At 70.3% G+C, this 22698-nt stretch carries 27 protein-coding genes; 20 read left to right on the top strand and 7 right to left on the bottom strand.

From position 1 onward, the window contains the following. Positions 1-10: 10 nt before the first annotated feature. The gene (locus AC5Y7V_RS21310; RefSeq protein WP_499882018.1) at positions 11-463 is read left to right on the top strand and encodes an Rv2617c family stress response/phage resistance protein; all 453 of its coding nucleotides are present in this window, start codon (positions 11-13) and stop codon (positions 461-463) included. Here the strand turns inward: AC5Y7V_RS21310 and AC5Y7V_RS21305 are convergent. Then, positions 445-945 carry a DUF1990 domain-containing protein gene (locus AC5Y7V_RS21305; protein WP_499882017.1) on the bottom strand — a complete coding sequence of 167 codons (501 nt, stop codon included), beginning with the start codon at positions 943-945 and terminating at the stop codon, positions 445-447. The genes AC5Y7V_RS21310 and AC5Y7V_RS21305 overlap by 19 nt on opposite strands. A gap of 23 nt (positions 946-968) precedes the next feature. Here AC5Y7V_RS21305 and AC5Y7V_RS21300 point away from each other — a divergent pair, with 23 nt between their 5' ends. The 8 genes from AC5Y7V_RS21300 to AC5Y7V_RS21265 all read left to right on the top strand — a co-directional run bounded on the left by AC5Y7V_RS21300 (position 969) and on the right by AC5Y7V_RS21265 (position 8928). Continuing rightward, on the top strand, positions 969-1844 hold the full coding sequence (locus AC5Y7V_RS21300; RefSeq protein WP_499882016.1) for an aldo/keto reductase: 876 nt from the start codon (positions 969-971) through the stop codon (positions 1842-1844). A 25-nt stretch (positions 1845-1869) separates the two neighbouring features. Beyond that, positions 1870-2493, top strand: coding sequence for a PaaI family thioesterase (locus tag AC5Y7V_RS21295; RefSeq protein ID WP_499882015.1), 624 nt, complete (start codon positions 1870-1872; stop codon positions 2491-2493). Positions 2494-2554: 61 nt separating this feature from the next. Next, complete coding sequence (thrS, locus tag AC5Y7V_RS21290) at positions 2555-4609, top strand: threonine--tRNA ligase (protein ID WP_499882014.1); 2055 nt, start codon at positions 2555-2557, stop codon at positions 4607-4609. Then, positions 4602-5162 carry an ATP adenylyltransferase gene (locus AC5Y7V_RS21285; protein WP_499882013.1) on the top strand — a complete coding sequence of 187 codons (561 nt, stop codon included), beginning with the start codon at positions 4602-4604 and terminating at the stop codon, positions 5160-5162. Before thrS ends, AC5Y7V_RS21285 begins: the two co-directional genes overlap by 8 nt. Positions 5163-5211: 49 nt before the next feature. Next, positions 5212-5844 (top strand): phosphatidylinositol phosphate synthase, encoded by a 633-nt coding sequence (gene pgsA / locus AC5Y7V_RS21280; RefSeq protein WP_499882012.1) that lies wholly within the window; start codon positions 5212-5214, stop codon positions 5842-5844. A 2-nt stretch (positions 5845-5846) separates the two neighbouring features. Continuing rightward, positions 5847-6764, top strand: a complete 918-nt coding sequence (locus AC5Y7V_RS21275) for a phosphatidylinositol mannoside acyltransferase (protein WP_499882040.1) — start codon at positions 5847-5849, stop codon at positions 6762-6764. Next, a complete protein-coding gene (locus tag AC5Y7V_RS21270) occupies positions 6764-7888 on the top strand; it encodes a glycosyltransferase family 4 protein (protein ID WP_499882011.1) in 1125 nt (374 codons plus the stop codon). Before AC5Y7V_RS21275 ends, AC5Y7V_RS21270 begins: the two co-directional genes overlap by 1 nt. Continuing rightward, positions 7888-8928: an NUDIX hydrolase gene (locus AC5Y7V_RS21265; protein WP_499882039.1), complete on the top strand. Its 1041-nt coding sequence runs from the start codon at positions 7888-7890 to the stop codon at positions 8926-8928. Before AC5Y7V_RS21270 ends, AC5Y7V_RS21265 begins: the two co-directional genes overlap by 1 nt. Before the next feature lie 4 nt (positions 8929-8932). Here AC5Y7V_RS21265 and AC5Y7V_RS21260 read toward each other — a convergent pair whose 3' ends face one another. After that, complete coding sequence (locus tag AC5Y7V_RS21260) at positions 8933-10594, bottom strand: PE-PPE domain-containing protein (RefSeq protein WP_499882010.1); 1662 nt, start codon at positions 10592-10594, stop codon at positions 8933-8935. 119 nt (positions 10595-10713) lie between these two features. On the opposite strand from AC5Y7V_RS21260, the gene pdxS reads away from it, so the two are divergent. The 5 genes from pdxS to AC5Y7V_RS21235 all read left to right on the top strand — a co-directional run bounded on the left by pdxS (position 10714) and on the right by AC5Y7V_RS21235 (position 14678). Then, positions 10714-11628 carry a pyridoxal 5'-phosphate synthase lyase subunit PdxS gene (pdxS, locus tag AC5Y7V_RS21255; protein ID WP_499882009.1) on the top strand — a complete coding sequence of 305 codons (915 nt, stop codon included), beginning with the start codon at positions 10714-10716 and terminating at the stop codon, positions 11626-11628. 10 nt (positions 11629-11638) lie between these two features. Then, on the top strand, positions 11639-12484 hold the full coding sequence (gene tesB / locus AC5Y7V_RS21250) for an acyl-CoA thioesterase II (protein WP_499882008.1): 846 nt from the start codon (positions 11639-11641) through the stop codon (positions 12482-12484). Positions 12485-12491: 7 nt separating this feature from the next. Next, on the top strand, positions 12492-13088 hold the full coding sequence (gene pdxT, locus AC5Y7V_RS21245) for a pyridoxal 5'-phosphate synthase glutaminase subunit PdxT (RefSeq protein WP_499882007.1): 597 nt from the start codon (positions 12492-12494) through the stop codon (positions 13086-13088). 223 nt (positions 13089-13311) lie between these two features. Further along, entirely contained in the window at positions 13312-14067 is a 756-nt protein-coding gene (locus tag AC5Y7V_RS21240; protein ID WP_499882006.1) for a YebC/PmpR family DNA-binding transcriptional regulator, read from the top strand. Then, the gene (locus AC5Y7V_RS21235) at positions 14064-14678 is read left to right on the top strand and encodes a class I SAM-dependent methyltransferase (RefSeq protein ID WP_499882005.1); all 615 of its coding nucleotides are present in this window, start codon (positions 14064-14066) and stop codon (positions 14676-14678) included. The genes AC5Y7V_RS21240 and AC5Y7V_RS21235 overlap by 4 nt, the downstream gene beginning before the upstream one ends. A 51-nt stretch (positions 14679-14729) precedes the next feature. On the opposite strand, the gene AC5Y7V_RS21230 is transcribed toward AC5Y7V_RS21235, so the two are convergent. From AC5Y7V_RS21230 to AC5Y7V_RS21210, 5 genes are read right to left on the bottom strand one after another with little or no spacing between them, the layout of a single operon-like run. Beyond that, positions 14730-16277, bottom strand: coding sequence for a polyamine aminopropyltransferase (locus AC5Y7V_RS21230; protein WP_499882004.1), 1548 nt, complete (start codon positions 16275-16277; stop codon positions 14730-14732). Next, a complete protein-coding gene (locus AC5Y7V_RS21225) occupies positions 16274-16729 on the bottom strand; it encodes a DUF350 domain-containing protein (RefSeq protein ID WP_499882003.1) in 456 nt (151 codons plus the stop codon). Before AC5Y7V_RS21225 ends, AC5Y7V_RS21230 begins: the two co-directional genes overlap by 4 nt. Before the next feature lie 22 nt (positions 16730-16751). Beyond that, positions 16752-17183: a DUF4247 domain-containing protein gene (locus AC5Y7V_RS21220; RefSeq protein ID WP_499882002.1), complete on the bottom strand. Its 432-nt coding sequence runs from the start codon at positions 17181-17183 to the stop codon at positions 16752-16754. Continuing rightward, a complete protein-coding gene (locus AC5Y7V_RS21215) occupies positions 17180-17686 on the bottom strand; it encodes a DUF2617 family protein (protein WP_499882001.1) in 507 nt (168 codons plus the stop codon). The genes AC5Y7V_RS21220 and AC5Y7V_RS21215 overlap by 4 nt, the downstream gene beginning before the upstream one ends. 10 nt (positions 17687-17696) lie before the next feature. Then, on the bottom strand, positions 17697-18308 hold the full coding sequence (locus tag AC5Y7V_RS21210) for a DUF4178 domain-containing protein (protein WP_499882000.1): 612 nt from the start codon (positions 18306-18308) through the stop codon (positions 17697-17699). A gap of 154 nt (positions 18309-18462) precedes the next feature. On the opposite strand from AC5Y7V_RS21210, the gene ruvC reads away from it, so the two are divergent. The 6 genes from ruvC to AC5Y7V_RS21180 all read left to right on the top strand — a co-directional run bounded on the left by ruvC (position 18463) and on the right by AC5Y7V_RS21180 (position 22683). Continuing rightward, positions 18463-19032 (top strand): crossover junction endodeoxyribonuclease RuvC, encoded by a 570-nt coding sequence (gene ruvC / locus AC5Y7V_RS21205; protein ID WP_499881999.1) that lies wholly within the window; start codon positions 18463-18465, stop codon positions 19030-19032. Continuing rightward, positions 19029-19619 carry a Holliday junction branch migration protein RuvA gene (gene ruvA, locus AC5Y7V_RS21200; RefSeq protein WP_499881998.1) on the top strand — a complete coding sequence of 197 codons (591 nt, stop codon included), beginning with the start codon at positions 19029-19031 and terminating at the stop codon, positions 19617-19619. Before ruvC ends, ruvA begins: the two co-directional genes overlap by 4 nt. Next, entirely contained in the window at positions 19616-20671 is a 1056-nt protein-coding gene (gene ruvB / locus AC5Y7V_RS21195; protein WP_499881997.1) for a Holliday junction branch migration DNA helicase RuvB, read from the top strand. The genes ruvA and ruvB overlap by 4 nt, the downstream gene beginning before the upstream one ends. Positions 20672-20741: 70 nt before the next feature. Next, positions 20742-21392, top strand: coding sequence for a hypothetical protein (locus AC5Y7V_RS21190; protein ID WP_499881996.1), 651 nt, complete (start codon positions 20742-20744; stop codon positions 21390-21392). Positions 21393-21504: 112 nt separating this feature from the next. Next, entirely contained in the window at positions 21505-21891 is a 387-nt protein-coding gene (locus AC5Y7V_RS21185; protein WP_499881995.1) for a DUF1304 domain-containing protein, read from the top strand. Positions 21892-22008: 117 nt separating this feature from the next. Continuing rightward, entirely contained in the window at positions 22009-22683 is a 675-nt protein-coding gene (locus AC5Y7V_RS21180) for a hypothetical protein (protein WP_499881994.1), read from the top strand. Positions 22684-22698: the final 15 nt, after the last annotated feature.

Here is a 22698-nt window from a genome sequence, read left to right as displayed (position 1 = left end):
GGAGGCAACCATGAGCACCACGCACGACTCCGCCACCCCGGCCCTCGCCGACCAACTGAGGGACCCGGCCTACTCGGCGTACCTCGCGCTGCGCACGGTCTTCACGATCGCGCCGATCGTGATGGGGCTGGACAAGTTCTTCAACGTGCTGACCCATCCGCATCACTGGAGCATGTACCTGGCCGGCTGGATCGACGGCGTGGTGCCGGGCACCGCCGACCAGCTCATGTACGCCGTGGGCGTGATCGAGATCGCGGCCGGTGTTCTGGTGGCGGTGGCGCCGCGGTTCGGCGCCTGGGTGGTGGCCGCCTGGCTGGCCGGCATCATCCTCGACCTGGTCACCGTGCCCGGCTTCTACGACATCGCGCTGCGCGACTTCGGTCTGCTGGTCGGCGCCGTCGCGCTGGCCCGGCTGGCGCAGGGCGTGCACGACGGCAGCATCGGCTACACCGCGCGCAGGTAGCGCCGGGCGATGACGCGCTGGGCCAGCCTGACGACCGGCCCGCCGGCCTTGCTCCACCAGGCCGCGGGCCGGGAGAACGCCGACACCTCCGCGAACACCGCGTCGGTGGCCGGGTCGCGGCGCACGACGAAGCGTTCCTCGCCCGACTCCGGGTGGCCCGGCAGCGTGCCGTACGCGAACCCGCGGATGTCGGGCTCGTCGACGACGTAGACGACCCGGCACGGCGCGGGCAGAAAACCCAGCCGCACCACCAACACCGCGTCGACGACGGCGACGTCGGAGCTGGCCTGCACGCGCAGGCCGGACCCGCGTTGCATGCCCCAGCGCAGGACCGCGTCGCCGGCCCGCTCGAAACGCTCTCGGCCCGTGCCGATTTGGCGTTCGACGTGTTGGTGGTCGTATCCCGCGGGCAGCTCGCCGTCGGAGGTGGCGCCCACCTCGGGGTAAGTGAGCGGAAGTTCTTCGAGTGCTGCTAGGTCCACGTGTTCAGCGTACGGTCGGGGAAGTGACCACTCAGACTGTTGCCCAAGCATCCGGAACGTTCACCCTCGGCGGCGACCTGACCGTCAACCGACTCGGATTCGGTGCCATGCGCCTGACCGGCAAGGGCGTGTGGGGGCCGCCCGCCGACCGTGACGAGTGCGTGCGGGTCCTGCGCCGCGCCGCCGAGCTCGGGGTGAACTTCATCGACACCGCGGACTCCTACGGGCCCTACTTTTCCGAGGAGATCATCCACGACGCGCTGCATCCCTACGACGGCCTGGTGATCGCCACCAAGGCGGGGCTGCTGCGCACCGGCCCGGACGTCTGGGTCCCGCTGGGCAATCCCAGCTACCTGCGCCAGGAATGTGAGATGAGCCTGCGTCGCCTCGGCGTCGAGACCATCGACCTGTTCCAGCTGCACCGCATCGACCCGAACTTCCCGCTGGCCGACCAGGTGGGCGAGCTGCTCAAGCTGAAGAACGAGGGCAAGATCCGCCACATCGGCTTGTCGGAGATCGACGTCGACCAGCTCTCCGCGGCCCAGCAGGTCACCGAGATCGTGTCGGTGCAGAACATGTACAACCTGGCGTCGCGGGGCGCCGAGCCGCTGCTGGACGCCGCCACCAAACTGGGCATCGGGTTCATCCCGTGGTTCCCGCTGGCCGCCGGGCCGCTCGCGGCGCCCGACGGGCCGCTGCAGCGCATCGCCGCCGAGCACGACGCGAGCCCGTCGCAGCTGGCGCTGGCCTGGCTGCTGAAGCGCTCGCCGGTGATGCTGCCGATCCCGGGCACGTCCAGCGTTGCGCACCTGGAGGAGAACGTGGCGGCCGCCGAGATCACGCTGACCGACGACGAGTTCGAGACCCTGGCGGCCGCGGGAGCCCAGCGGACGGTCTAGCGGCGGCGCCCAATACGGTGTCCTGGTGGCCGGCGACCATGACCAACATCCCGGTGGCGGCTTCAACCCGCCCGAGCCGACGACCAAGGGCGGCCCTGATTACGGCCGGTTCATCGACGCGGTGCGCAGGCTGCAGGACCACGCCCGCGCCGTCGATGCGCCCGACGCGGTGATCACCGAGGCCGCGGACCAGCTGGAGAAGCTCTCGGCGCTGCTCAGCCCCTACGACGCCGACGAGTGGGAGTCGCCGTCCGGGCGCCGGATGGACCTGCCCATGCGGGGCAACATCTTGAGCATCCCGATGAAAGCGACCAAAGGCGCTGACGGCCGCATCCACGGCTGGGCGCGCTTCACCCGGTTCCACCTGGGGCGCAACGGCGCCGTGCACGGCGGGGCGCTGGGGATGCTGTTCGACAGCGTGCTCGGGCTGACGTCCTCGGTGATCACCGGCGGTCCGCGCCAACGCACCGCCTACCTCAAGATCGACTACCGCCACATCGTGCCGATCGAGAAGGAATTACGGTTCGAGGCCGGCATCGACCGGGTGGACGGGCGCAAGATCTTCGTGTCGGGCCGGCTGAGCGACGGCGACACCCTGCTGACCGAGGCCGACGCCCTGTTCGTGCGGCTCAAGCCTGGCCAGCCCTGAGGGTCGTCGACCCCGATAGCATTGCAACGACTAATCACCTAGACGTTGGAGAACCGACCCGATGAGCGCCGCCGCCAGCCCTGCCCCGGTTACCCCGATCCGGGTGCCCGCCGGGACCACCGCGGCCGCGGCGGTCGGTGAGGCCGGGCTGCCCAGGCGCGGCGCCCCCGACGCGATCGTGGTGGTGCGCGACGCCGCCGGCAAGCTGCGCGACCTGAGCTGGGTGCCCGACGCCGACGCCGAGGTTGTCCCCGTCGCCGCCAACACCGACGAGGGCCGCAGCGTGATCCGGCACTCGGCCGCGCACGTGTTGGCCCAGGCCGTCCAAGACCTGTTCCCGCAAGCCAAATTGGGCATCGGGCCGCCCATCACCGACGGCTTCTACTACGACTTCGACGTGCCGGAGCCGTTCACGCCGGAGGACCTGGACAAGCTGGAAAAGCGGATGCGCCAGATCGTCAAGGACGGCCAGCTGTTCGACCGCCGCGTCTACGAATCCAAGGACGCCGCGCGCGCCGAGCTGGCCGACGAGCCCTACAAGCTCGAACTCGTCGACGACAAATCCGGTGACGCGGAGATCATGGAGGTGGGCGGCGACGAACTCACCGCGTACGACAACCTCAATCCCCGCACCCGCGAACGCGTTTGGGGCGACCTGTGTCGCGGGCCGCATATCCCCACCACCAAGCACATCCCCGCGTTCAAGCTGACCCGAAGCTCGGCGGCGTACTGGCGCGGCGACCAGAAAAACGCGAGCCTGCAACGCATCTACGGCACCGCGTGGGAGTCGCAGGAGGCGCTCGAGAAGCACCTGGAGCTGATCGAGGAGGCCCAGCGCCGCGACCACCGCAAGCTCGGCGCGGAACTCGACCTGTTCAGCTTCCCCGACGAAATCGGTTCGGGCCTGGCGGTTTTCCACCCCAAGGGCGGGATCGTGCGCCGCGAGCTCGAGGACTACTCGCGGCGCAAGCACACCGAGGCCGGCTACCAGTTCGTCAACACCCCGCACATCACCAAGGCCCAGCTGTTCCACACGTCGGGCCACCTGGACTGGTACGCCGACGGCATGTTCCCGCCGATGCACATCGACGCCGAGCACAACGAGGACGGGTCGCTGCGCAAACCGGGCCAGGACTACTACCTCAAGCCGATGAACTGCCCCATGCACTGCCTGATCTTCCGGGCACGCGGGCGGTCCTACCGTGAATTGCCGTTGCGGCTCTTCGAGTTCGGCACGGTCTATCGCCTAGAGAAGTCCGGCGTGATCCACGGGCTGACCCGGGTGCGCGGGCTGACGATGGACGACGCACACATCTTCTGCAGCCGCGAACAGATGCGTGACGAACTGCGTTCGCTGCTGCGCTTCGTGCTCGACCTGCTCGGCGACTACGGCCTCACCGACTTCTACCTAGAGCTGTCCACCAAGGACCCGGAGAAGTTCGTCGGCTCCGACGAGGTCTGGGAGGAGGCCACCAACGTGCTCGCCGAGGTGGGTGCCGAATCCGGGCTGGACCTGGTGCCGGACCCGGGCGGCGCGGCGTTCTACGGCCCGAAGATCTCCGTCCAGGTCAAAGACGCGCTGGGCCGCACCTGGCAGATGTCGACCATTCAGCTGGACTTCAACTTCCCCGAGCGTTTCGAGCTGGAATACACCGCCCCGGACGGGAGCCGGCAGCGCCCGGTGATGATCCACCGCGCGCTCTTCGGGTCGATCGAGCGGTTCTTCGGCATCCTGACCGAGCACTACGCGGGCGCGTTCCCGGCGTGGCTGGCGCCGGTTCAGGTGGTCGGCATCCCGGTCGCCGACGAGCACGTGGAATACCTGGAAAGCGTTGCCGCACAGCTGAAGTCCCACGGTGTCCGGGTCGAGGTGGACGGCAGCGACGACCGGATGGCCAAGAAGATCGTCCACCACACCAATCAAAAAGTGCCGTTCATGTTGTTGGCAGGTGACCGCGACGTGCATGCCGATGCCGTCAGCTTCCGCTTCGGTGACCGCTCCCAGATCAACGGCGTGGACCGGGACAGCGCCGTCGACGCGATCGTGAAGTGGATCGCCGATCGCGAAAACGCCACTCCCACCGCCGAACTCGTAAAGGTAACCGGCGGTGAGTGACTCCGAGCGCGACGACACCATCCTCGACCGGGGCGTCGGTGAGCAGGACCACCTGCAACGGCTGTGGACGCCGTACCGGATGAACTACCTGGCCGAGGCGCCGATGAAGCGCGATAACGGCAAGACCGAGCAGCCGTTCACCGACATCCCGCAGCTCTCCGACGAAGACGGCCTGGTGGTCGCGCGCGGCGAACTCGTGTACGCGGTACTCAACCTCTACCCCTACAACCCCGGGCACCTGATGGTGGTGCCCTACCGGCGGGTCTCCGAGCTCGAGGACCTGACCGAGGCCGAGAGTGCGGAGCTGATGGCCTTCACCCAGAAGGCGATTCGCGTCATCAAGAACGTCTCCCGCCCGCACGGATTCAACGTCGGGATGAACCTGGGCACCTCGGCCGGGGGCTCGCTGGCCGAGCACCTGCACGTGCACGTCGTGCCGCGCTGGGGCGGCGACGCGAACTTCATCACCATCGTCGGGGGTTCCAAGGTGATCCCGCAGTTGCTGCGCGACACCCGCCGGCTGCTGGCCACGGAGTGGGCGAACCAGAAATGAGTCGCGGCGGCGACGATGCAGAGCGAAGCGATGAGTAGGAGCGCCGCGCATGAGTAAGGTGCCGTTCCTGTCGCGGGCGGCGTTCGCGCGGCTTACCACCCCGACCGCCCGGGCCTGCCTCCGGCTCGGGCTGACGCCGGACGCCGTCACCATCCTGGGCACCGTCGTCGCGGTCGCGGGGGCGCTGACGCTGTTCCCGATGGGCAAGCTGTTCGCCGGCACGTTGGTGGTCTGGTTCTTCGTGCTCTTTGACATGCTCGACGGGGCGATGGCCCGGGAACGGGGCGGCGGCACGCGTTTTGGCGCGGTGCTGGACGCGACGTGCGACCGGATCAGCGACGGCGCGGTGTTCTGCGGGCTGCTGTGGTGGGCCGCCTTCGGCCTGCACGACAAGCCGCTGGTGGTGGCGACCCTGATCTGCCTGGTCACCTCGCAGGTGATCTCCTACATCAAAGCCCGGGCCGAGGCCAGCGGGCTGCGCGGCGACGGCGGCATCATCGAACGCCCGGAACGGCTGATCATCGTGCTGGTCGGCGCCGGCGTGTCCGACTTCCCGTACATCGCCTGGCCGCCCGCGCTGCCGGTGGCGATGTGGCTGCTGGCGGCGGCCAGCGTGGTCACCTGCGTGCAGCGACTGCGCACGGTGCGCACTTCCCCCGGCGCGACGGAGCCCATGCCGTGATCATGGATCTGGGCCGCCTGGCTCGCGGTACGGCAGCCGACTGGGCGTACGCGACCGGGTGGATGGCCGTGCGGGCGATGCCGGAGTTCGCCGCCCGCAACGCTTTTGACGCCGGCGCACGCTACGCGGCCCGCGGTGGCGGGCCCGATCAGCTGCGCAAGAACCTGGCCCGCGTGATCGGCGTGACGCCGGAGCGGGTGCCCGACCAGCTGATGCGGGCCTCACTGGCGTCGTATGCCCGGTACTGGCGGGAGGCGTTCCGGCTGCCGACGATGGACCACCGCGAGTTGGCGCGTCGCATCGACGAGACGTTCCGCGGGGCCAACCATATCGACGCGGCCCTGGCCGCCGGCCGGGGAGTTGTGCTCGCGCTGCCGCACAGCGGCAACTGGGACATGGCCGGGGTCTGGCTGGCGCAGACGCGCGGCACCTTCACCACCGTCGCGGAGCGCCTCGAACCCGAATCGCTGTACCGGCGTTTCATCGGATACCGGGAAAGCCTTGGCTTTGAGGTGATTCCGCACTCCGGCGGCGAGCGACCGCCGTTCGAGACGTTGTGCGAGCGGCTGCGGGCGAACCGGGCGGTGTGCCTGATGGCCGAGCGCGACCTCACCCGAACCGGTGTGGAGGTGAAGTTCTTCGGCGAACCCACCCGGATGCCGGCCGGACCGGCGAAGCTCGCGATCGAAACCGGGGCGGCCCTGTGCCCGGCGCACTGCTGGAACGAGCCCGACGGCTGGCGCGTCGAGATACACCCGCCCCTGGACACCTCCAGCGGCGACGTCCAGGCCATTACCCAGGCGCTGGCCGATCAGTTCGCCGAGAACATCGCCGCGCACCCCGAGGACTGGCACATGATGCAGCCCCAGTGGCTGGCGGACCTGTCGGACGCGAAGCAGGCGAGGCTGAGGGAATCCTGATGCGAATCGGGATGGTCTGTCCGTATTCGTTCGACGTGCCGGGCGGGGTGCAGTCCCATGTCCTGCAGCTGGCCGAGGTGATGCGCGCCCGCGGGCACGAGGTCAGCGTGCTGGCCCCCGTTTCGCCGCACGCCTCGCTGCCCGACTACGTCGTCTCCGCCGGCAAGGCCGTCCCGATTCCCTACAACGGGTCGGTGGCCCGGCTGCGGTTCGGTCCGGCCACCCACCGCAAGGTCAAAAAGTGGCTCGCCGATGGCGATTTCGACGTGCTGCACCTGCACGAGCCCAACGCGCCCAGCCTGTCGATGCTGGCCCTCAACATCGCCGAGGGCCCGATCGTCGCGACGTTTCACACGTCGACCACCAAATCGCTTACCCTGACGGTCTTTCAGGGCTTCCTGCGGCCGATGCACGAAAAGATCGTCGGGCGGATCGCGGTGTCCGACCTGGCCCGGCGCTGGCAGATGGAGGCACTGGGAACCGACGCGGTGGAGATCCCCAACGGGGTCGACGTGGAGTCGTTCGCCTCGGCGCCGCCGCTGGACGGATACCCGCGGCCGGGCAAGACGGTGCTGTTCCTGGGCCGCTACGGCGAGCCCCGCAAGGGGATGACGGTGCTGCTCGAGGCGCTGCCCCGCGTGGTCGAGCGCAACCCGGACATGGAGTTGCTGATCGTGGGGCGCGGCGACGAGGACGAATTGCGCGAGCAGGCAGGCGAATTGGTGAGCCACATACGCTTCCTCGGCCAGGTGGACGACGCCGGCAAGGCGTCAGCGATGCGCAGCGCCGACGTCTACTGCGCGCCCAACACGGGCGGGGAGAGCTTCGGGATCGTCCTGGTCGAGGCGATGGCCGCCGGCACGCCCGTGGTGGCCAGCGACCTGGACGCCTTCCGGCGCGTGCTGTGCGACGGCGACTGCGGGCGCCTGGTGCCCGTCGACGACGGGGCCGCCCTGGCCGACGCGCTGATCGAGGTGCTGGCCGACGACGCGCTGCGCGCACGCTACGTGGCGGCCGGCTCGAAGGCGGTGCGCCGCTACGACTGGTCGGTGGTGGCCAGCCAGATCATGCGGGTGTACGAGACGGTCGCCGGGTCGGGCGCCAAGGTCCAGGTGGCCAGTTGATCACGTGGCTCGCCATCGCCGTCGTGGCGTTGGTGGCGCTGGTCGCCTTCGCCGGCGGCTGGGCATACCGCACCGCCCACCGGCTCGACCGGCTGCACGTCCGCTACGACCTGTCGTGGCAGGCGCTCGACGGGGCGCTGGCGCGACGCGCGGTGGTGGCGCGGGCCGTGGCGATCGACGGGTATGGCGGTTCGACCGAGGGCAGGCGACTGGCGGCGCTGGCCGACGCCGCCGAACGCGCGCCGCGCCCGGCCCGCGAGAACGCGGAGAACGAGCTCTCGGCGGCGCTGGCGACGGTAGATCCCGCGTCGCTGCCCGCGGGTCTGATCGCCGAGCTGGCCGACGCCGAGGCCCGCGTGGTGCTGGCCCGCCGCTTCCACAACGACGCCGTTCGCGACACCCTCGCGCTGCGCGAGCGATTCCTGGTCCGCGCCCTTCGGCTGGGCGGAACCGCCGCGCTGCCAAGCTATTTCGAGATCCTGGAGCGCCCGCACGCGCTGGCTCACGGCGAGCGCGGCGTACCCAACCACCGCACCTCGGCGCGGGTGGTGCTGCTCGACGAGTCCGGCGCCGTGCTGTTGCTGTGCGGCTCAGACCCGGCCAACCCGGCGTTTGGCGACGGCGCCGCGCCCCGGTGGTGGTTCACCGTGGGCGGCGAGGTGGGCAGCGGCGAGCGGCTGGTCGAGGCCGCCGCGCGGGAACTGGCCGAGGAGACCGGGCTGCGGGTCGAGCCGGCCGACATGATCGGACCCGTCTGGCGGCGCGACGAGGTCTTCGAGTTCAACGGCTCGCTGATCGAGAGCGAGGAGTTCTACCTGCTGCACCGCACCCGCCGGTTCGAGCCGTCCCTGGCGGGGCGAACCGAGCTGGAACGCAGCTACATTCACGGCGCCCGCTGGTGTGACGCGAACGACATCGCTGAGCTGACCGCCGCCGGCGAGCAGGTGTACCCGCGGCAACTGGGCGAGCTGCTGGCCGCGGCGAATCGGCTGGCCGACGGCGCCGCCCCCACCGCCGCGATGCCGCAGCCCATTCTCTGACGTCTTAGAGCCGCAACCCCACGTCGGCCAGCGCGTCGGTGATGCCCTGCACCGCCCCCTGCTGCAGCTCGGCGCCGACCGTCGCGGGATCGATCTGCGGGAACAGCCCGAACGCTGTGGGCACGTCCTGATAGGCGGTGCGGTCGTAGCCCAGCTCGACGAGCACCCGCAGGTCGGGCTGGACCAGGTCGGCCAGCGGGTTTCCCACCAGGGGAATGGCGCGCAGCGGGTCCAGCAGCGGCAAATTGTGACTGGGAATGAGGATGTAGGTGGTCTGCGTGTCCGCCGGCGACACCGGCTGGACCACGCCCGACGCGATCTGGCCGGCCGTCACCATGTCGTAGGCGGGATGAACGAACAGGAACCCCGCGACGGCGTTGGCGTCGGCGAGGATGTCGATCGGGAACTGCGGGAAGTCGGCGGCGCCGTCGTATTGGACCGCGTAATCGATGGTGGGGTAGGCGTTGGTGGGGGTCGCGCCGTAGAACGTGAAGCCGATGCCCGGGATGGAGAAACCGGGCAGCCGCGCCAGCAACCCGCCGTCGGGCCGGTCGGGGTTGGCGATCAGCACGAACGACAGTTGGTCCATTGCCGGGCGAACGCCGACCGGCAGGGTTTCCAGATAGCGCATTTCGAGGGTGGCTACCACGGCGCTTTGTGAGCCGCCGAAGACGATGACGTGGTTTCCGAGGGCCTGTTGCGCCGCGATCGCCGTGTTCAGGTTCTGCACCCCTTGGGCCACGGACTGGTCCAGCGTCAGGCTGTCCAGCCCGGTGAAAGGAAACAACTTCGAGGGGGTCACCACGAACTGCGCGAGGTAGTCGGGATGGGTGTGCGAGATGAACTGCTCCGCGGTCAGCACACTGATGGGCCGGGGCAGCGGGCCGAGGCCGGTGCCGCCCATGATCAGCGCCGTCGCCCCGCCGGCGCCCACCTGGTTTTCGTTGACGACCAGGACCCCGACGCTGCCGTTGCCCGGGTTCCCGAAGCCGATGTTCCAGCTGCCGGTGTTCCCGATGCCGATGTTCTGATTGCCCGTGTTCTGGATCCCGAAGTTCGCGTTGCCGAGGTTTCCGACGCCGATGTTGCCGTTGCCGACGTTGTTGATGCCGATGTTGCCGACGCCGACGTTTCCGCTGCCCAGGTTCTGCGGCAGGCCCTGCCACGGCAGCAGTTGCGCGACCGCCGCCGATGCGCCGGCGTAATACTCCGACAGGGCGGCCGCGTCCTGGGCCCACATCTGTTCGTATTCGGCCTCGGCGGCCGCGATCGCGGGGGCGTTCTGGCCCAGCAGGTTGTATCCGATCAGCGACACCAGCCGGGTCCGGTTGGCGGCCACCGCGATCGGATGCACGGTGGCCGCCAGCGCCGCCTCGAAGGTGCCGGCGGCCACCCGGGCCTGGGCGGCCGTCTGCTCGGCCTGAGCCGCCGCCGCGCTCAGCCACGCCGCGTACGGGCCGGCCGCGCGCGTCATCGCCGCCGCCGCGGGGCCCGCCCACGCGTCGCCGGCCAGCTCGGAGGTCGCCGACGCGAAGGAGCCCGCCGCCGCGCGCAGTTCCTCGGCCAGCCCGTCCCAGGCCGACGCCACCGCCAGCATCGGGCCCTGGCCCGGGCCGGCGAACATTTGCGCCGAATTCAGTTCCGGTGGCAGCAGGGCGAAATTCATCGCTAGGTTCTTTCTCGCTAAGTAACCGACCCTAGAACAGGTCCGGCCCCCGAGCTGGAAAAACCGGTTTGTTGGCCACCACTAGACTGGTGGAGGCATCGACGGAGCGAAGGAGAGAAGTGGACACCGCCCAGGCAAATGGTGGCCAGGCCAACCAGACCGGCACCGCGCGCGTCAAGCGCGGCATGGCCGAGATGCTCAAGGGCGGCGTCATCATGGACGTCGTCACGCCCGAGCAGGCCCGCATCGCCGAGGGCGCCGGCGCCGTCGCGGTGATGGCGCTGGAGCGGGTGCCCGCCGACATCCGCGCCCAGGGCGGGGTGTCGCGGATGAGCGACCCCGACATGATCGAGGGCATCATCGCCGCCGTGACCATCCCGGTGATGGCCAAGGTGCGCATCGGGCACTTCGTCGAGGCGCAGATCCTGCAGAGCCTCGGGGTGGACTACATCGACGAGTCGGAGGTGCTGACCCCCGCCGACTACACCCACCACATCGACAAGTGGAAGTTCACCGTGCCGTTCGTGTGCGGCGCGACCAACCTCGGCGAGGCGCTGCGCCGCATCGGCGAGGGCGCGGCGATGATCCGCTCCAAGGGCGAGGCCGGCACCGGCGACGTGTCCAACGCCACCACGCACATGCGGGCGATCAGCGGCGAGATCCGCCGCCTGACGTCGCTGTCCGAGGACGAATTGTTCGTTGCCGCAAAGGAATTGCAGGCTCCCTACGAGCTGGTCGTCGAGGTGGCCCGGGCGGGCAAGCTGCCGGTCACCCTGTTCACCGCCGGCGGCATCGCCACCCCGGCCGACGCGGCGATGATGATGCAGCTCGGCGCCGAGGGGGTGTTCGTGGGCTCGGGCATCTTCAAGTCCGGGGCGCCCGAGCACCGCGCCGCCGCGATCGTCAAGGCCACCACCTTCTACGACGACCCCGACGTGCTGGCCAAGGTGTCGCGCGGGCTGGGCGAGGCGATGGTGGGCATCAACGTGGAGCAGATCCCGCAGCCGCATCGCCTGGCCGAACGCGGCTGGTAAGAACGTTCTGGTGTCGATCGAGAAGATCCTTGATCTCGAGCAACTCGAGGTCAACATCTATCGCGGAAACGTGTTCAGCCCGGACTCGGGATATTTTCAGCGCACGTTTGGCGGCCACGTCGCGGGGCAGTCGCTGGTCTCGGCGGTGCGCACCGTCGACCCGCATTTCCTGGTGCACTCGCTGCACGGCTACTTCCTGCGGCCCGGGGACGCCCAGGCGTCGACGGTCTTCATCGTCGAACGCATCCGCGACGGCGGCTCGTTCTGCACCCGCCGCGTCAACGCCATCCAGCACGGCGAGACCATCTTCTCCATGTCGGCGTCGTTCCAGGCCGACCAGGAGGGCATCAACCACCAGGACGCGATGCCGGTGGCGCCGCCGCCCGACGGCCTGCCGGGGTTGAGCTCCATGAAGGTGTTCGACGATGCCGGGTTTCGCCAGTTCGAGGAGTGGGACGTGCGCATCGTGCCGCGCGAGCGCGTGGAGCGGCTGCCCGGCAAGGCCTCCCAGCAGCAGGTGTGGTTTCGCCACCGCGACCCGTTGCCCGACGACCCGGTGCTGCACATCTGCGCGCTGGCCTACATGAGCGATCTCACGTTGTTGGGCTCGGCGCAGGTCACGCACCTCGACGAGCGCGAGCACCTGCAGGTGGCCTCGCTCGACCACGCGATGTGGTTCATGCGGGTGTTCCGGGCCGACGAGTGGCTGCTCTACGACCAGTCCTCGCCCTCGGCCTGCGGCGGTCGGTCGCTGTGCCAGGGCAAGATCTTCAACCAGTACGGCGAGATGGTCGCCGCGGTCATGCAGGAGGGCCTGACCCGCTTCCCGCGCGGATACCAGCCGCACAAGCAATGATTTCCCCGTGAGCGCGCCGAAGATCGGGGTCCTCGCGCTGCAGGGCGACACCCGCGAGCATCTGGCGGCGCTGCGCGAGGCCGGGGCCGAGTCGATGCCGGTCCGTCGCCGCGACGAGCTGGACGCGGTGGACGGGCTGGTCATTCCCGGCGGCGAATCCACCACGATGAGCCACCTGTTGCTGGATTTCGAGCTGCTCGAGCCGCTGCGGCGGCGGCTGGCCGACGGGCTGCCCGCCTACGGCGCGTGCGCCGGCATGATCCTGCTGGCCACCGACATTCTGGACGCCGGCGCCCGGGGCCGGCAGGCGCTGCCGCTGCGCGCGATCGATATGACGGTGCGGCGCAACGCCTTTGGGCGACAGGTCGACTCGTTCGAGGGCGACATACCGTTCGCGGGCCTCGACGGACCGGTGCGCGCGGTGTTCATCCGCGCGCCGTGGGTCGAGCGGACCGGCGACGGGGTGCAGGTGCTGGCCCGCGCGGCCGGGCACGTCGTCGCGGTGCGGCAGGGCTCGATGCTGGCCACCGCGTTTCACCCCGAGATGACCGGCGACCGTCGCATCCACCACATGTTCGTCGACATCGTCCGGGGCGAGGCGTAGTCACATCCGTCACTTTCGCCCCGCGGCGGGTGGCACGAGGATTTTTGCCCACCGCATAGCGACAACCGTTGTCGCTGTGAGGCGGGCACAAAGGGTGGTGGTCGCATTCTTGTGACCCCTGTGACTGCGGGGTGCACCGGGGCAATCCACGTCAGCCGCCCACGTAGACTCGTTGGGCGAGTTATCGAGCACCAGAATGCAAAAGAAGAGGTAAGAGACACCGATGAGCGGCCATTCCAAGTGGGCCACCACCAAGCACCAGAAGGCCGTCAAGGACGCCCGCCGCGGCAAGGAGTTCGCCCGGCTGATCAAGAACATCGAGGTCGCGGCCCGCACCGGCGGCGGTGACCCGGCCGGCAACCCGACGCTCTACGACGCGATCCAGAAGGCCAAGAAGACCTCGGTGCCCAACGACAACATCGAGCGCGCCCGCAAGCGCGGCGCGGGCGAGGAGGCCGGCGGCGCGGATTGGCAAACGATCACCTACGAGGGCTACGCGCCCAACGGCGTGGCGGTGCTGATCGAGTGCCTGACCGACAACCGCAACCGGGCCGCCAGTGAGGTGCGGGTCGCGATGACCCGCAACGGCGGCACCATGGCGGACCCCGGGTCGGTGGCCTACCTGTTCTCCCGCAAGGGCGTGGTCACGCTGGAGAAGAACGGCCTGACCGAGGACGACGTGCTGACCGCGGTGCTCGACGCGGGCGCCGAGGACGTCAACGACCTCGGCGAGAGCTTCGAGGTCATCTCCGAGCCGACCGACCTGGTCGCGGTGCGCACCGCGCTGCAGGACGCCGGCATCGACTACGAGTCGGCCGAGGCCAGCTTCCAGCCGTCGGTCAGCGTCCCCGTCGACCTCGACGGCGCCCGCAAGGTGTTCAAGCTCGTCGACGCCCTGGAGGACAGCGACGACGTGCAGAACGTCTACACCAACGTCGACCTCTCCGACGAGGTGTTGGCCGCCCTCGACGACGAGTGACCGAGCCACCCGTCGTCAACCATCACGCCGACCACCCGGGCTTCGGCGGCCCGATCGGCGTGGTGACCGCCCTCGGCATGCTCGTCATGGGTCGCGGTAACGCGCGCCTGGCAGTCGACCTGGCCGGAGTGTCGGGCGCCGACCGCGTCGTCGACATCGGTTGTGGCCCAGGCAATGCCGCGCGAGCCGCCGCCGCGCGGGGTGCGCGGGTCGTCGGAGTGGACCCGTCCCCGGTGATGTTGCGCCTGGCCCGGGCGGCGACGCGTGACAATCCGAGCGTCACCTGGTCGGCGGGCGGTGCCGAAGCCCTGCCCGTCCCCGACGGGTGGGCGACCCTCGCCTGGTCGCTCAAGACGGTGCACCACTGGAAGGACGTCACCGCCGGGCTCACCGAGCTGCGTCGCGCGCTCGCGCCGTCGGGCCGGTTGCTGGTGATGGAGCGCCGCGTGGAACCCGGGGCCACGGGCCTGGCCAGCCACGGCTGGACCGAGCGGCAGGCCGAGTCGTTCGCAGAGCAGTGCCGGGCGGCTGGCTTCGTCGATGTGCGCGTCGACCAGCGTCCCAAGGGACGGGGCGCGGTGTGGGTGGTGCGGGCGGAGCAACCCGCCTAGTGGCGATCGCAAGCGCGGCGGAGCCGGGCGCGGCGGGTCGCCACCATCGTCCTAGTCGTAGCCGTGCCGCATGTCCTCGACGACGCGCGGGTTGTCCAGGGTCGACGGCTCGAGCGGGCGGGCCCCGATGTCGCCGGCGAAGACGGTGGCCGCGTCGAGCACCGGCTGGTTGAGGAAACGCAGCGGGGGAGCGTCGGGCGGCATCCTCGGCACCGGCGCGGCGGCAGTGCGCTGCGCCAACGCGAATCCCCAGTCCCCGAAGGTCGGCACGTGCACGTGATACGGGGTCACCGCATAACCGGCGGACCGGATCGTCGAGACCGTGCGCCAGAACGCGGTCCGCGTGGAAAACGGGCTGCCCGCCTGTACGACCATCAGCCCGCCGGGGGCCAGCGCGCGGGCGGCCAGCGCGTAGAACTCGGTGGAGTACAGCCGGCCCAGCACGGGCGTGTCGGGGTCGGGCAGGTCGACGATCACGGCGTCGAATCCGGTGTCCGAGGCCCCGCGCAGCCAGGTCATCGCGTCGCCGATGACGATCTTGACGCGCGGGTTGTCCAGCGCGCCGCCGTTGGCGTCGCGCATGGTGGTGCGCGCCAGCTCGATGACGGCGGGGTCGAGCTCGACCTGCACGATCTTGCCGACACCGGGCTGGCGCAGCAGCTCGCGCGCGGCCAGGCCGTCGCCGCCGCCGAGCACCAGCACCGAGTGGGCGCCGGCACCGAGCGCCGGGTAGACCAGGCTTTCGGTGTAGCGGTACTCGTCGCGGGTGGAGAACTGCAGCCCGCCGTCGAGGTAGAGGCGCATGTCGTTGCCGCGCCGGGTGACGACGATCTCCTGATAGGCCGTGTGCCGGTAGGCGACGATCGGGTCGGCGTAAAGCCTTTGCCTGCTTGTGGTTTCGATGTCGGCCGAGCGCACCAGCAGCGTGGTCAGCAGCCCGAGCGCGGCGGCGAGCGCGCACAGCGCGGTTGCCAGCTGCCGCCCGGAAACGATGCGGCGCAGCAGGAAGACCGCCACGACGGCCGCCGCGGCGAGGTTGATGATGCCCGTGGCCGCCGCGCCGCGGATCATCCCGAGGTGCGGCAGCAGCAGGAACGGCCAGACGAGCCCGCCCAGCAACGCGCCGAGGTAGTCGGCGGCGTTGAGGTTGGCCAGGGTGCGGCCGGCGTCGGCGCCTGCGTTTTTTTCAGCGGCCGTCTGGCCGCTGTGCAGCAGCGTCATCAGCAGCGGCACCTCGGCGCCGACCAGGCCGCCGATCAGGGCCGTGCCCGCCGCCAGCACCCATGTCGAGCCGACCGAACCGTCCAGGAAAGCGAACACCGTGTAGAGCGCGGCCGCCGACAGGCCGCCGATGATGCCCAACAGCGCCTCGACGGCGATGAAGGCGATCGCCGCGTGCGCCAGCAGCGGCTTGGCCAGCAGCGCGCCGGCGCCCAGCGCCGCGATGTAGCCCGCGACGATCAGCGATGTCGCGACGATGCCGCCGCCGTTGAGGCTGGCCGACAGCGTCAGCAGCGCGAGTTCGTAGATGATGCCGCAGGCCGCGCAGGCCGCCACGGCGGCCAACAGGACGGCGCGCCAGCGGCCCTGGGACGTCATGACACCGCCGCGGCGGTCACCCCTCCCACGGCCAGCAATATCAGGGCGACCGCGAAGGACCCGGGATGCAGCGTGGGCTCGTCGATGTGCTCGTGGAAGTCGCCCGGGATCAGCAGGTGCATCGCCAGCAGCGCTATGCCCAGCAGGATCACGCCCATCAGCCCGTACACCGCCACGCCGAGCAGCCCCTGGCCCAGCTGGCTGTAGCTGTTGGCGATCGCGGTGATGATGACGACGGTGAGCGAGATGTACATCGCGCCCGCGACGATGACGGCGTTGGGGCGGCGATCGATGAATACCAGTCGGCGCAGGTTTCCCGGGGTCAGCCAGTCGACCATGTAGAACCCGACGAGCAGCACCGCCATCCCGACGGCGAAGTACAGGATCGTTGCGACCGCGCCCCTGAAGACGGGGTTGATGTCCACGTTTCCGATCTCGACGGCGAGGTTCATGGTTGTCTCCTTTGCGGTTGGATCACTTGGTCCCGCCCGGGCCGCCCGGGGTGCCGCCGGCGCCGCCCGACGGGGATCCGGGGGAGAACCCGGGGCCGAGGAAGATGAACGCGCCGTGGCTGTATCCGGCGCTCAGCGGTTCGACGCGGATGCTGCACGGATTGTTGCCGTCGGGCCCGACGATCACGATGTTGTTGCTGTAGCGCAGGTACTCGCTGTCGCCGTTGGAGGCGCGCGCCTCGGGGGCCTGATAGTCGGCGAGGGTGTCGGCCACCTGATCGGGAGATCCGCTGCACTGGTAGCGCGTTCCGTTCACGTCGTGGGAGTACTGGTGATAGTGGCTCGCGATGTAGGACCCGATGTCCTTCTGCTGCAAGATGATTCCGAAGACCAGGGACACGACGGCGGCGACGGCCAGGGCCCCGGAGATCAGGAACAGGCGGTTGCGGCTCACGGGCGCCACCGGCTGTCGGTGTGCACCACCACGCCGCCGGAGCCCGGCCGCGGGTACAGATGCCAAGTCTGCCAACGCCATCCGGCGCCGTCGGGCTCGGCCGCCAGGGCGGTCAGTGCGGCGTCGTCGCCGGGGAACGTGCCCCCGAGCCAGCCCGGCCGCCGCGCGCAGTGTTCGCGAAGCTCGCCGGCCAGCCGGCGGAAGCTGGCCTCGTCGTGCGTCTCGGTGCGCGACCGCAGGCGGTAGCCGGGCGCGTCGGTGCGCCGCGGCAGGTCGCCGCCGATGCCGCGGGCGGTGCACGAAACCTGTTCGGAGAAGCGGCCTTTCGCGTGCTCGACCGCGACGACATGCGAGGCCCCGAGCACGCCGAGCAGCAGCGCGCCGCCGCCGGGATGCCGCAGGGAACAGGTGGCCAGCGGCGCCGGCGCGGGCGCGTTGAGCGCGAGCCCCAGCCTTTCCCCGGATACGTCCGCCGGAGTCACGGCGAGCTGATGAAGGGGCACCGACGCGCTCCTATGGGGAGGAGGGTGGGGGCGCTGGGTAGACGGTCAACTCGCCGGGCACCACGGACTTGCCCGTCGAAACCTCCCACGGCATGTCCGGGGCCCAGCGCTCGAAGGACAGCAGGGCCGTCTCGTCGGCGTTGGTGCAGTCGAGGAATTCCATCTCACCGCCGGCCGGCAGGCCGGTGGTGCCCTCGGTGGTGTAGGACGCCCGGCCGCGCTCGGTTTCGTGGAACGCCACGCCGTCGATGACGTACTGGTCGCCCGGCTGCAACGAAAGATCCTTGCGGGTCAGCCACATCGCCAGCTCCAGGCGCCCGTCGTCCTCCTCGACGCTCAGCCAGATCGGCTGGTCGCCGCCCTCCAGCAGGTGCTCCCACCACACGAACGGGCCCTCGCGGAACGTCACCGACCCGCGGACCACCAGGTCGACTCCGCCGTAGCTGACGATGGCCCCGGGCCCGAGCTGGCGGGGCCCGAACTGCGGCATGGCGTTGAACGACAGCGGATCGGAACGCCCGGCCGGCCGGGCCGGCTTCTTGGGCCGCCGCAATGCGATGACCAGCACCACGACCGACGCGATGAACAGCACCGCCGCGAGGACGAGCAGGAGTGTTCCCACGCCAAACCTTCCATCCCACAGTGCTAGCCACAGTGCCAGAGCGAACGTGAGGCTATAAGTTAACAGCTTTTGCCCGGCGGCAGCGTGTCCTGCCGGGTGCCGTCGGTGGCGCCGGTTAGGCTATCGAACAGCTGTTCGTACGAAGGAGCCGGCAATGCGCGTGATGGGCGTCGACCCCGGGCTGACCCGATGCGGTCTGGCGGTCGTGGAGAGCGGCGGCGGGCGCAAGGTCGTCGCGCTCGACGTCGATGTGGTGCGCACCGCGTCGGACGCGCCGCTGACCAAGCGGTTGCTGGCCGTCAGCGATGCCGTCGAGCACTGGCTGGACACCCACCGGCCGGACGTGGTGGCCATCGAGCGGGTGTTCGCTCAGCACAACGTGTCGACGGTGATGGGCACCGCGCAGGCCGGCGGCGTAGTCGCGCTTGCGGCGGCCAGGCGCGGCATCGACGTTCACTTCCACACCCCCACCGAGGTGAAGGCAGCGGTCACCGGCAACGGGCTCGCCGACAAGGCGCAGGTCACCACGATGGTCACCAAAATCCTTGCGCTGCAGACGAAACCGACGCCGGCCGACGCGGCCGACGCGCTGGCGCTGGCGATCTGCCACAGCTGGCGCGCGCCGATGATCGCCCGGATGGCCGCGGCCGAGGCGTTGGCGGCTCAGCAGCGGCACGCCTACCGGGCCAAGCTGGCGGCGAAGCGCAAGGCGGTCGCCCGATGATCGCGTCGGTGCGCGGTGAGGTGCTCGAGGTGGCGCTCGACCACGTCGTCATCGAGGCGGCAGGGGTCGGCTACCGGGTCAACGCGACGCCGTCGACGCTGGCGACGCTGCGGCAGGGGACCGAGGCCAGGCTGATCACCGCGATGATCGTGCGCGAGGACTCGATGACGTTGTACGGGTTCACCGACGCGCAGACCCGCGACCTGTTCCTGACGCTGCTGTCGGTATCGGGGGTCGGGCCCCGGCTGGCGATGGCGACGCTGGCGGTGCACGACGCTGCCGCGCTGCGCCAGGTGCTGCACGACGGCGACGTCACGGCGCTGACCCGGGTGCCCGGCATCGGCAAACGCGGCGCCGAGCGGATGGTGCTGGAGCTGCGCGACAAAGTGGGCGGCGTCGTGGCCGGCGAAGCGCCGCTGGTCAACGGCCACGCGGTGCGCAGCCCCGTGGTGGAGGCGCTGGTCGGCCTCGGTTTCGCCGCCAAGCAGGCCGAGGAGGCCACCGACAAGGTGCTGGCCGGCGATCACGACGCGACGACGTCCAGCGCGCTGCGGGCCGCCCTGTCCCTGCTGGGTAAGTCCCGATGACCGACGAGTTTTCCGACTATTCCGAACGCGACGTCTCGCCGGCGCTGACCGTCGGCGAGGGCGACATCGACGTCAGCCTGCGGCCCCGCTCGCTGCGCGAGTTCATCGGGCAGTCGCGGGTGCGCGAGCAGCTGCAGCTGGTCATCGAGGGGGCCAAGAACCGCGGCGGCACACCGGATCACATCCTGCTGTCCGGCCCGCCGGGGCTGGGCAAGACGTCGCTGGCGATGATCATCGCGGCGGAGCTCGGCTCGTCGCTGCGGGTGACGTCCGGCCCGGCGCTGGAACGCGCCGGCGACCTGGCCGCGATGCTGTCCAACCTGGTCGAGCACGACGTGCTGTTCATCGACGAGATCCACCGCATCGCGCGGCCCGCCGAGGAGATGCTCTACCTGGCCATGGAGGACTTCCGGGTCGACGTGGTGGTCGGCAAAGGGCCTGGGGCGACGTCGATTCCGCTGGAGGTGGCGCCCTTCACGCTGGTCGGCGCCACCACCCGGTCCGGCGCGCTGACCGGCCCGCTGCGCGACCGGTTCGGATTCACCGCGCACATGGACTTCTACGAGCCCGCCGAGCTGGAGCGGGTGCTGGCCCGGTCCGCCGGGATCCTCGGCATCGAGCTGGGCGCCGACGCGGGCACCGAGATCGCGCGCCGCTCGCGCGGAACCCCGCGGATCGCCAACCGGCTGCTGCGCCGCGTGCGCGACTTCGCCGAGGTGCGCGCGGACGGCGTCATCACCCGCGACGTCGCCAAGTCCGCGCTGGCGGTCTACGACGTCGACGAGCTCGGCCTGGACCGGCTGGACCGGGCGGTGCTGTCGGCGTTGACCCGCGGCTTCGGCGGCGGCCCGGTCGGGGTTTCGACGCTGGCGGTGGCGGTGGGTGAGGAGTCCGCGACCGTCGAGGAGGTGTGCGAGCCCTTCCTGGTGCGGGCGGGCATGGTCGCGCGCACCCCGCGCGGCCGGGTGGCCACCGCCCAGGCCTGGACGCACCTCGGCCTGACCCCGCCCGCCGGGGCGGCCGGCCTCGGGCAACCGGGCCTCTTCGACTAGCGCCGGTTACGCCACCGCCGACCCGGGTACCCGGTCAGCATCAGCAAACCGCTCGGCGGAGGAGATTCTGATGAGGCGCACTGGTCCTGACTATGAAAGCCCACGCACGGCATACATGCCACGCACCCGCGGTGCGGTGTCCGGGCTGCTCCTGATCCTCTTGGGTGCGTGGGGGGCGCTGGCCCCGTTCATCGGACCCCTGATCAGGTGGACGTATTCCGTCGACCCGGCCTGGACGTGGACGGCCGCCAAAGGCTGGCTGGAGGTATTGCCCGGCGTTGTCGCCGCGGTGGGCGGCCTGATCCTGCTCGTCGCGGGCAGCCGGTCCAGCGCCATGCTCGGTGGCTGGCTGGCGGTGTTCGCCGGCGCCTGGTTCGTGGTCGGCCGGGCGTTCGCCTCGACGCTGAACATCGGCGACGTCGGCCAGCCGGTGGCGGCGACGGACCTGAAGCGGGCCCTGCTCGAGGTCACCTACTTCACCGGCCTGGGCGCGCTGATCGTGTTCCTCGGCGGCGCCGCCCTGGCGCGCGTCGCGGTCCGGCATGCGCGCGACGTCCGGGACGTCGCAGTGGCCGAACCGGCGCCTGTGGCCGCCACGCCGGCACAGGAACCGGCCGTGCACGACGAATCACCTCGCGACGTGCGGAGCGACGAGCCGGCGCGCGGTGGCTTCTTCCACCGGGGCGGCTTGTTCCGCCGGCACCACCACGCCGGCGTCTAGCGACTGACGCGCGAGAGCACCGGTAGTTCCAAATGGGCCGCCGGTGCTTTTGCGCGCCGGGGCGACGGCGGCTCGGTATGGTTCTTGGGTCTTCGACTAGCGAGGAGGAGCGATGCTCACCGTCGGGTTGGTGTTCGCGGGGCTGGCAGCCCTACTGCACGTGTACATCTTCACGATGGAGTCGCTGACCTGGACCTCGGCGCGCACCCGCGCCGTCTTCGGCACGACGCCCGAGGAGGCCGAGACCACCCGGCTGCTCGCGTTCAACCAGGGCTTCTACAACCTGTTCCTGGCGATCGTCACGATCCTCGGCATTCCCCCCGTGATCATGGGCGACAAGGCCGTCGGCGTCGCGCTCGTTCTCGCCGGCGTGGGATCCATGGCCGCCGCCGCGATCGTGCTGCTGTTCTCCGCGCGGGACAAGGCGCGCGCCGCTGTGATCCAGGGCACATTGCCGGTGATCGCCATCGTGCTGCTGGTCCTCGGCCTGTCCTGGTAACACCAGCCTCACTGGTCACGCAACGCCGCTCCTTCTGCCCGCGGGGTGTTACATCGCGGCCGGGTCGGGTATTCCCGGGGGGCCGGAAATCGGCCCGGCTTCAATTGAGGAGATGGAATGAAATACGCAGATAGGGACCATCCAGGCGCGTTGACCATGCCGCGCTCGCGCGGCGCGATCAGCGGATTGATCCTGGTGATCCTTGGCGCCTGGGGTGCGTTGATCCCGTTCGTCGGCCCCCACTTCAACTTCGCCTACACGCCCGACCGCGACTGGGCCTGGACGACCGCGCGCGGCTGGCTCGAGGTGCTGCCGGGCGCCGCCACGGTGGTGGGGGGACTGCTGCTGATCGTCGCCGGCAACCGCATCGCCGCGATGCTGGGCGGCTGGCTCGCGGTCCTGTCCGGCGCCTGGTTCGTCGTCGGCGGGCAGATCGCACCGCTGCTGGGCATCGGGTCCGCCGGCGACCCGATCGCCGCGACCGAACGCAAGCGGGCCGCGCTCGAGGTTTCCTACTTCTCGGGCCTCGGCGCGCTGATCATCTTCGTGGGCGGGGTGGTCCTGGCGCGCACCGCGGTCCGGCTGGCGCGCGACGTGGAACCCTTGGGGTCGGTGGAGTCGGAGGCGGCTGCGCCGGTCGGGGAGCCGGCGTACATGTCCGGGCTCGACGAATCGCCCGCGGTGTCGTCGGGCGCGGTGACCAAGCCGCGGATGGAGCGGGGCTGGCGCCGCCAGCGCGAAGCGGGGTCGCCGAACGCGGCGTACCTGCGCTGGCCCCACCCTCAGGGCTGAGTCTGCGGATAAAGC

It is taken from the genome of Mycobacterium sp. NGS34 (assembly GCF_059812845.1).
The sequence above is the reverse complement of the archived record's forward strand: the minus strand, read 5'-3'. Positions and strand labels throughout refer to the sequence as shown.

Bases quoted from the DNA above. Each gene is read 5' to 3' on its own strand.
- AC5Y7V_RS21310 (WP_499882018.1), top strand. From the start codon at position 11: ATGAGCACCACGCACGACTCCGCCACCCCGGCCCTCGCCGACCAACTG.
- thrS (WP_499882014.1), top strand. From the start codon at position 2,555: ATGAGCGCCGCCGCCAGCCCTGCCCCGGTTACCCCGATCCGGGTGCCC.
- pgsA (WP_499882012.1), top strand. From the start codon at position 5,212: ATGAGTAAGGTGCCGTTCCTGTCGCGGGCGGCGTTCGCGCGGCTTACC.
- AC5Y7V_RS21275 (WP_499882040.1), top strand. From the start codon at position 5,847: ATGGATCTGGGCCGCCTGGCTCGCGGTACGGCAGCCGACTGGGCGTAC.
- AC5Y7V_RS21270 (WP_499882011.1), top strand. From the start codon at position 6,764: ATGCGAATCGGGATGGTCTGTCCGTATTCGTTCGACGTGCCGGGCGGG.
- AC5Y7V_RS21260 (WP_499882010.1), bottom strand. From the start codon at position 10,594: ATGAATTTCGCCCTGCTGCCACCGGAACTGAATTCGGCGCAAATGTTC.
- AC5Y7V_RS21240 (WP_499882006.1), top strand. From the start codon at position 13,312: ATGAGCGGCCATTCCAAGTGGGCCACCACCAAGCACCAGAAGGCCGTC.
- AC5Y7V_RS21230 (WP_499882004.1), bottom strand. From the start codon at position 16,277: ATGACGTCCCAGGGCCGCTGGCGCGCCGTCCTGTTGGCCGCCGTGGCG.
- AC5Y7V_RS21225 (WP_499882003.1), bottom strand. From the start codon at position 16,729: ATGAACCTCGCCGTCGAGATCGGAAACGTGGACATCAACCCCGTCTTC.
- ruvC (WP_499881999.1), top strand. From the start codon at position 18,463: ATGCGCGTGATGGGCGTCGACCCCGGGCTGACCCGATGCGGTCTGGCG.
- ruvA (WP_499881998.1), top strand. From the start codon at position 19,029: ATGATCGCGTCGGTGCGCGGTGAGGTGCTCGAGGTGGCGCTCGACCAC.
- ruvB (WP_499881997.1), top strand. From the start codon at position 19,616: ATGACCGACGAGTTTTCCGACTATTCCGAACGCGACGTCTCGCCGGCG.
- AC5Y7V_RS21190 (WP_499881996.1), top strand. From the start codon at position 20,742: ATGAGGCGCACTGGTCCTGACTATGAAAGCCCACGCACGGCATACATG.
- AC5Y7V_RS21185 (WP_499881995.1), top strand. From the start codon at position 21,505: ATGCTCACCGTCGGGTTGGTGTTCGCGGGGCTGGCAGCCCTACTGCAC.
- AC5Y7V_RS21180 (WP_499881994.1), top strand. From the start codon at position 22,009: ATGAAATACGCAGATAGGGACCATCCAGGCGCGTTGACCATGCCGCGC.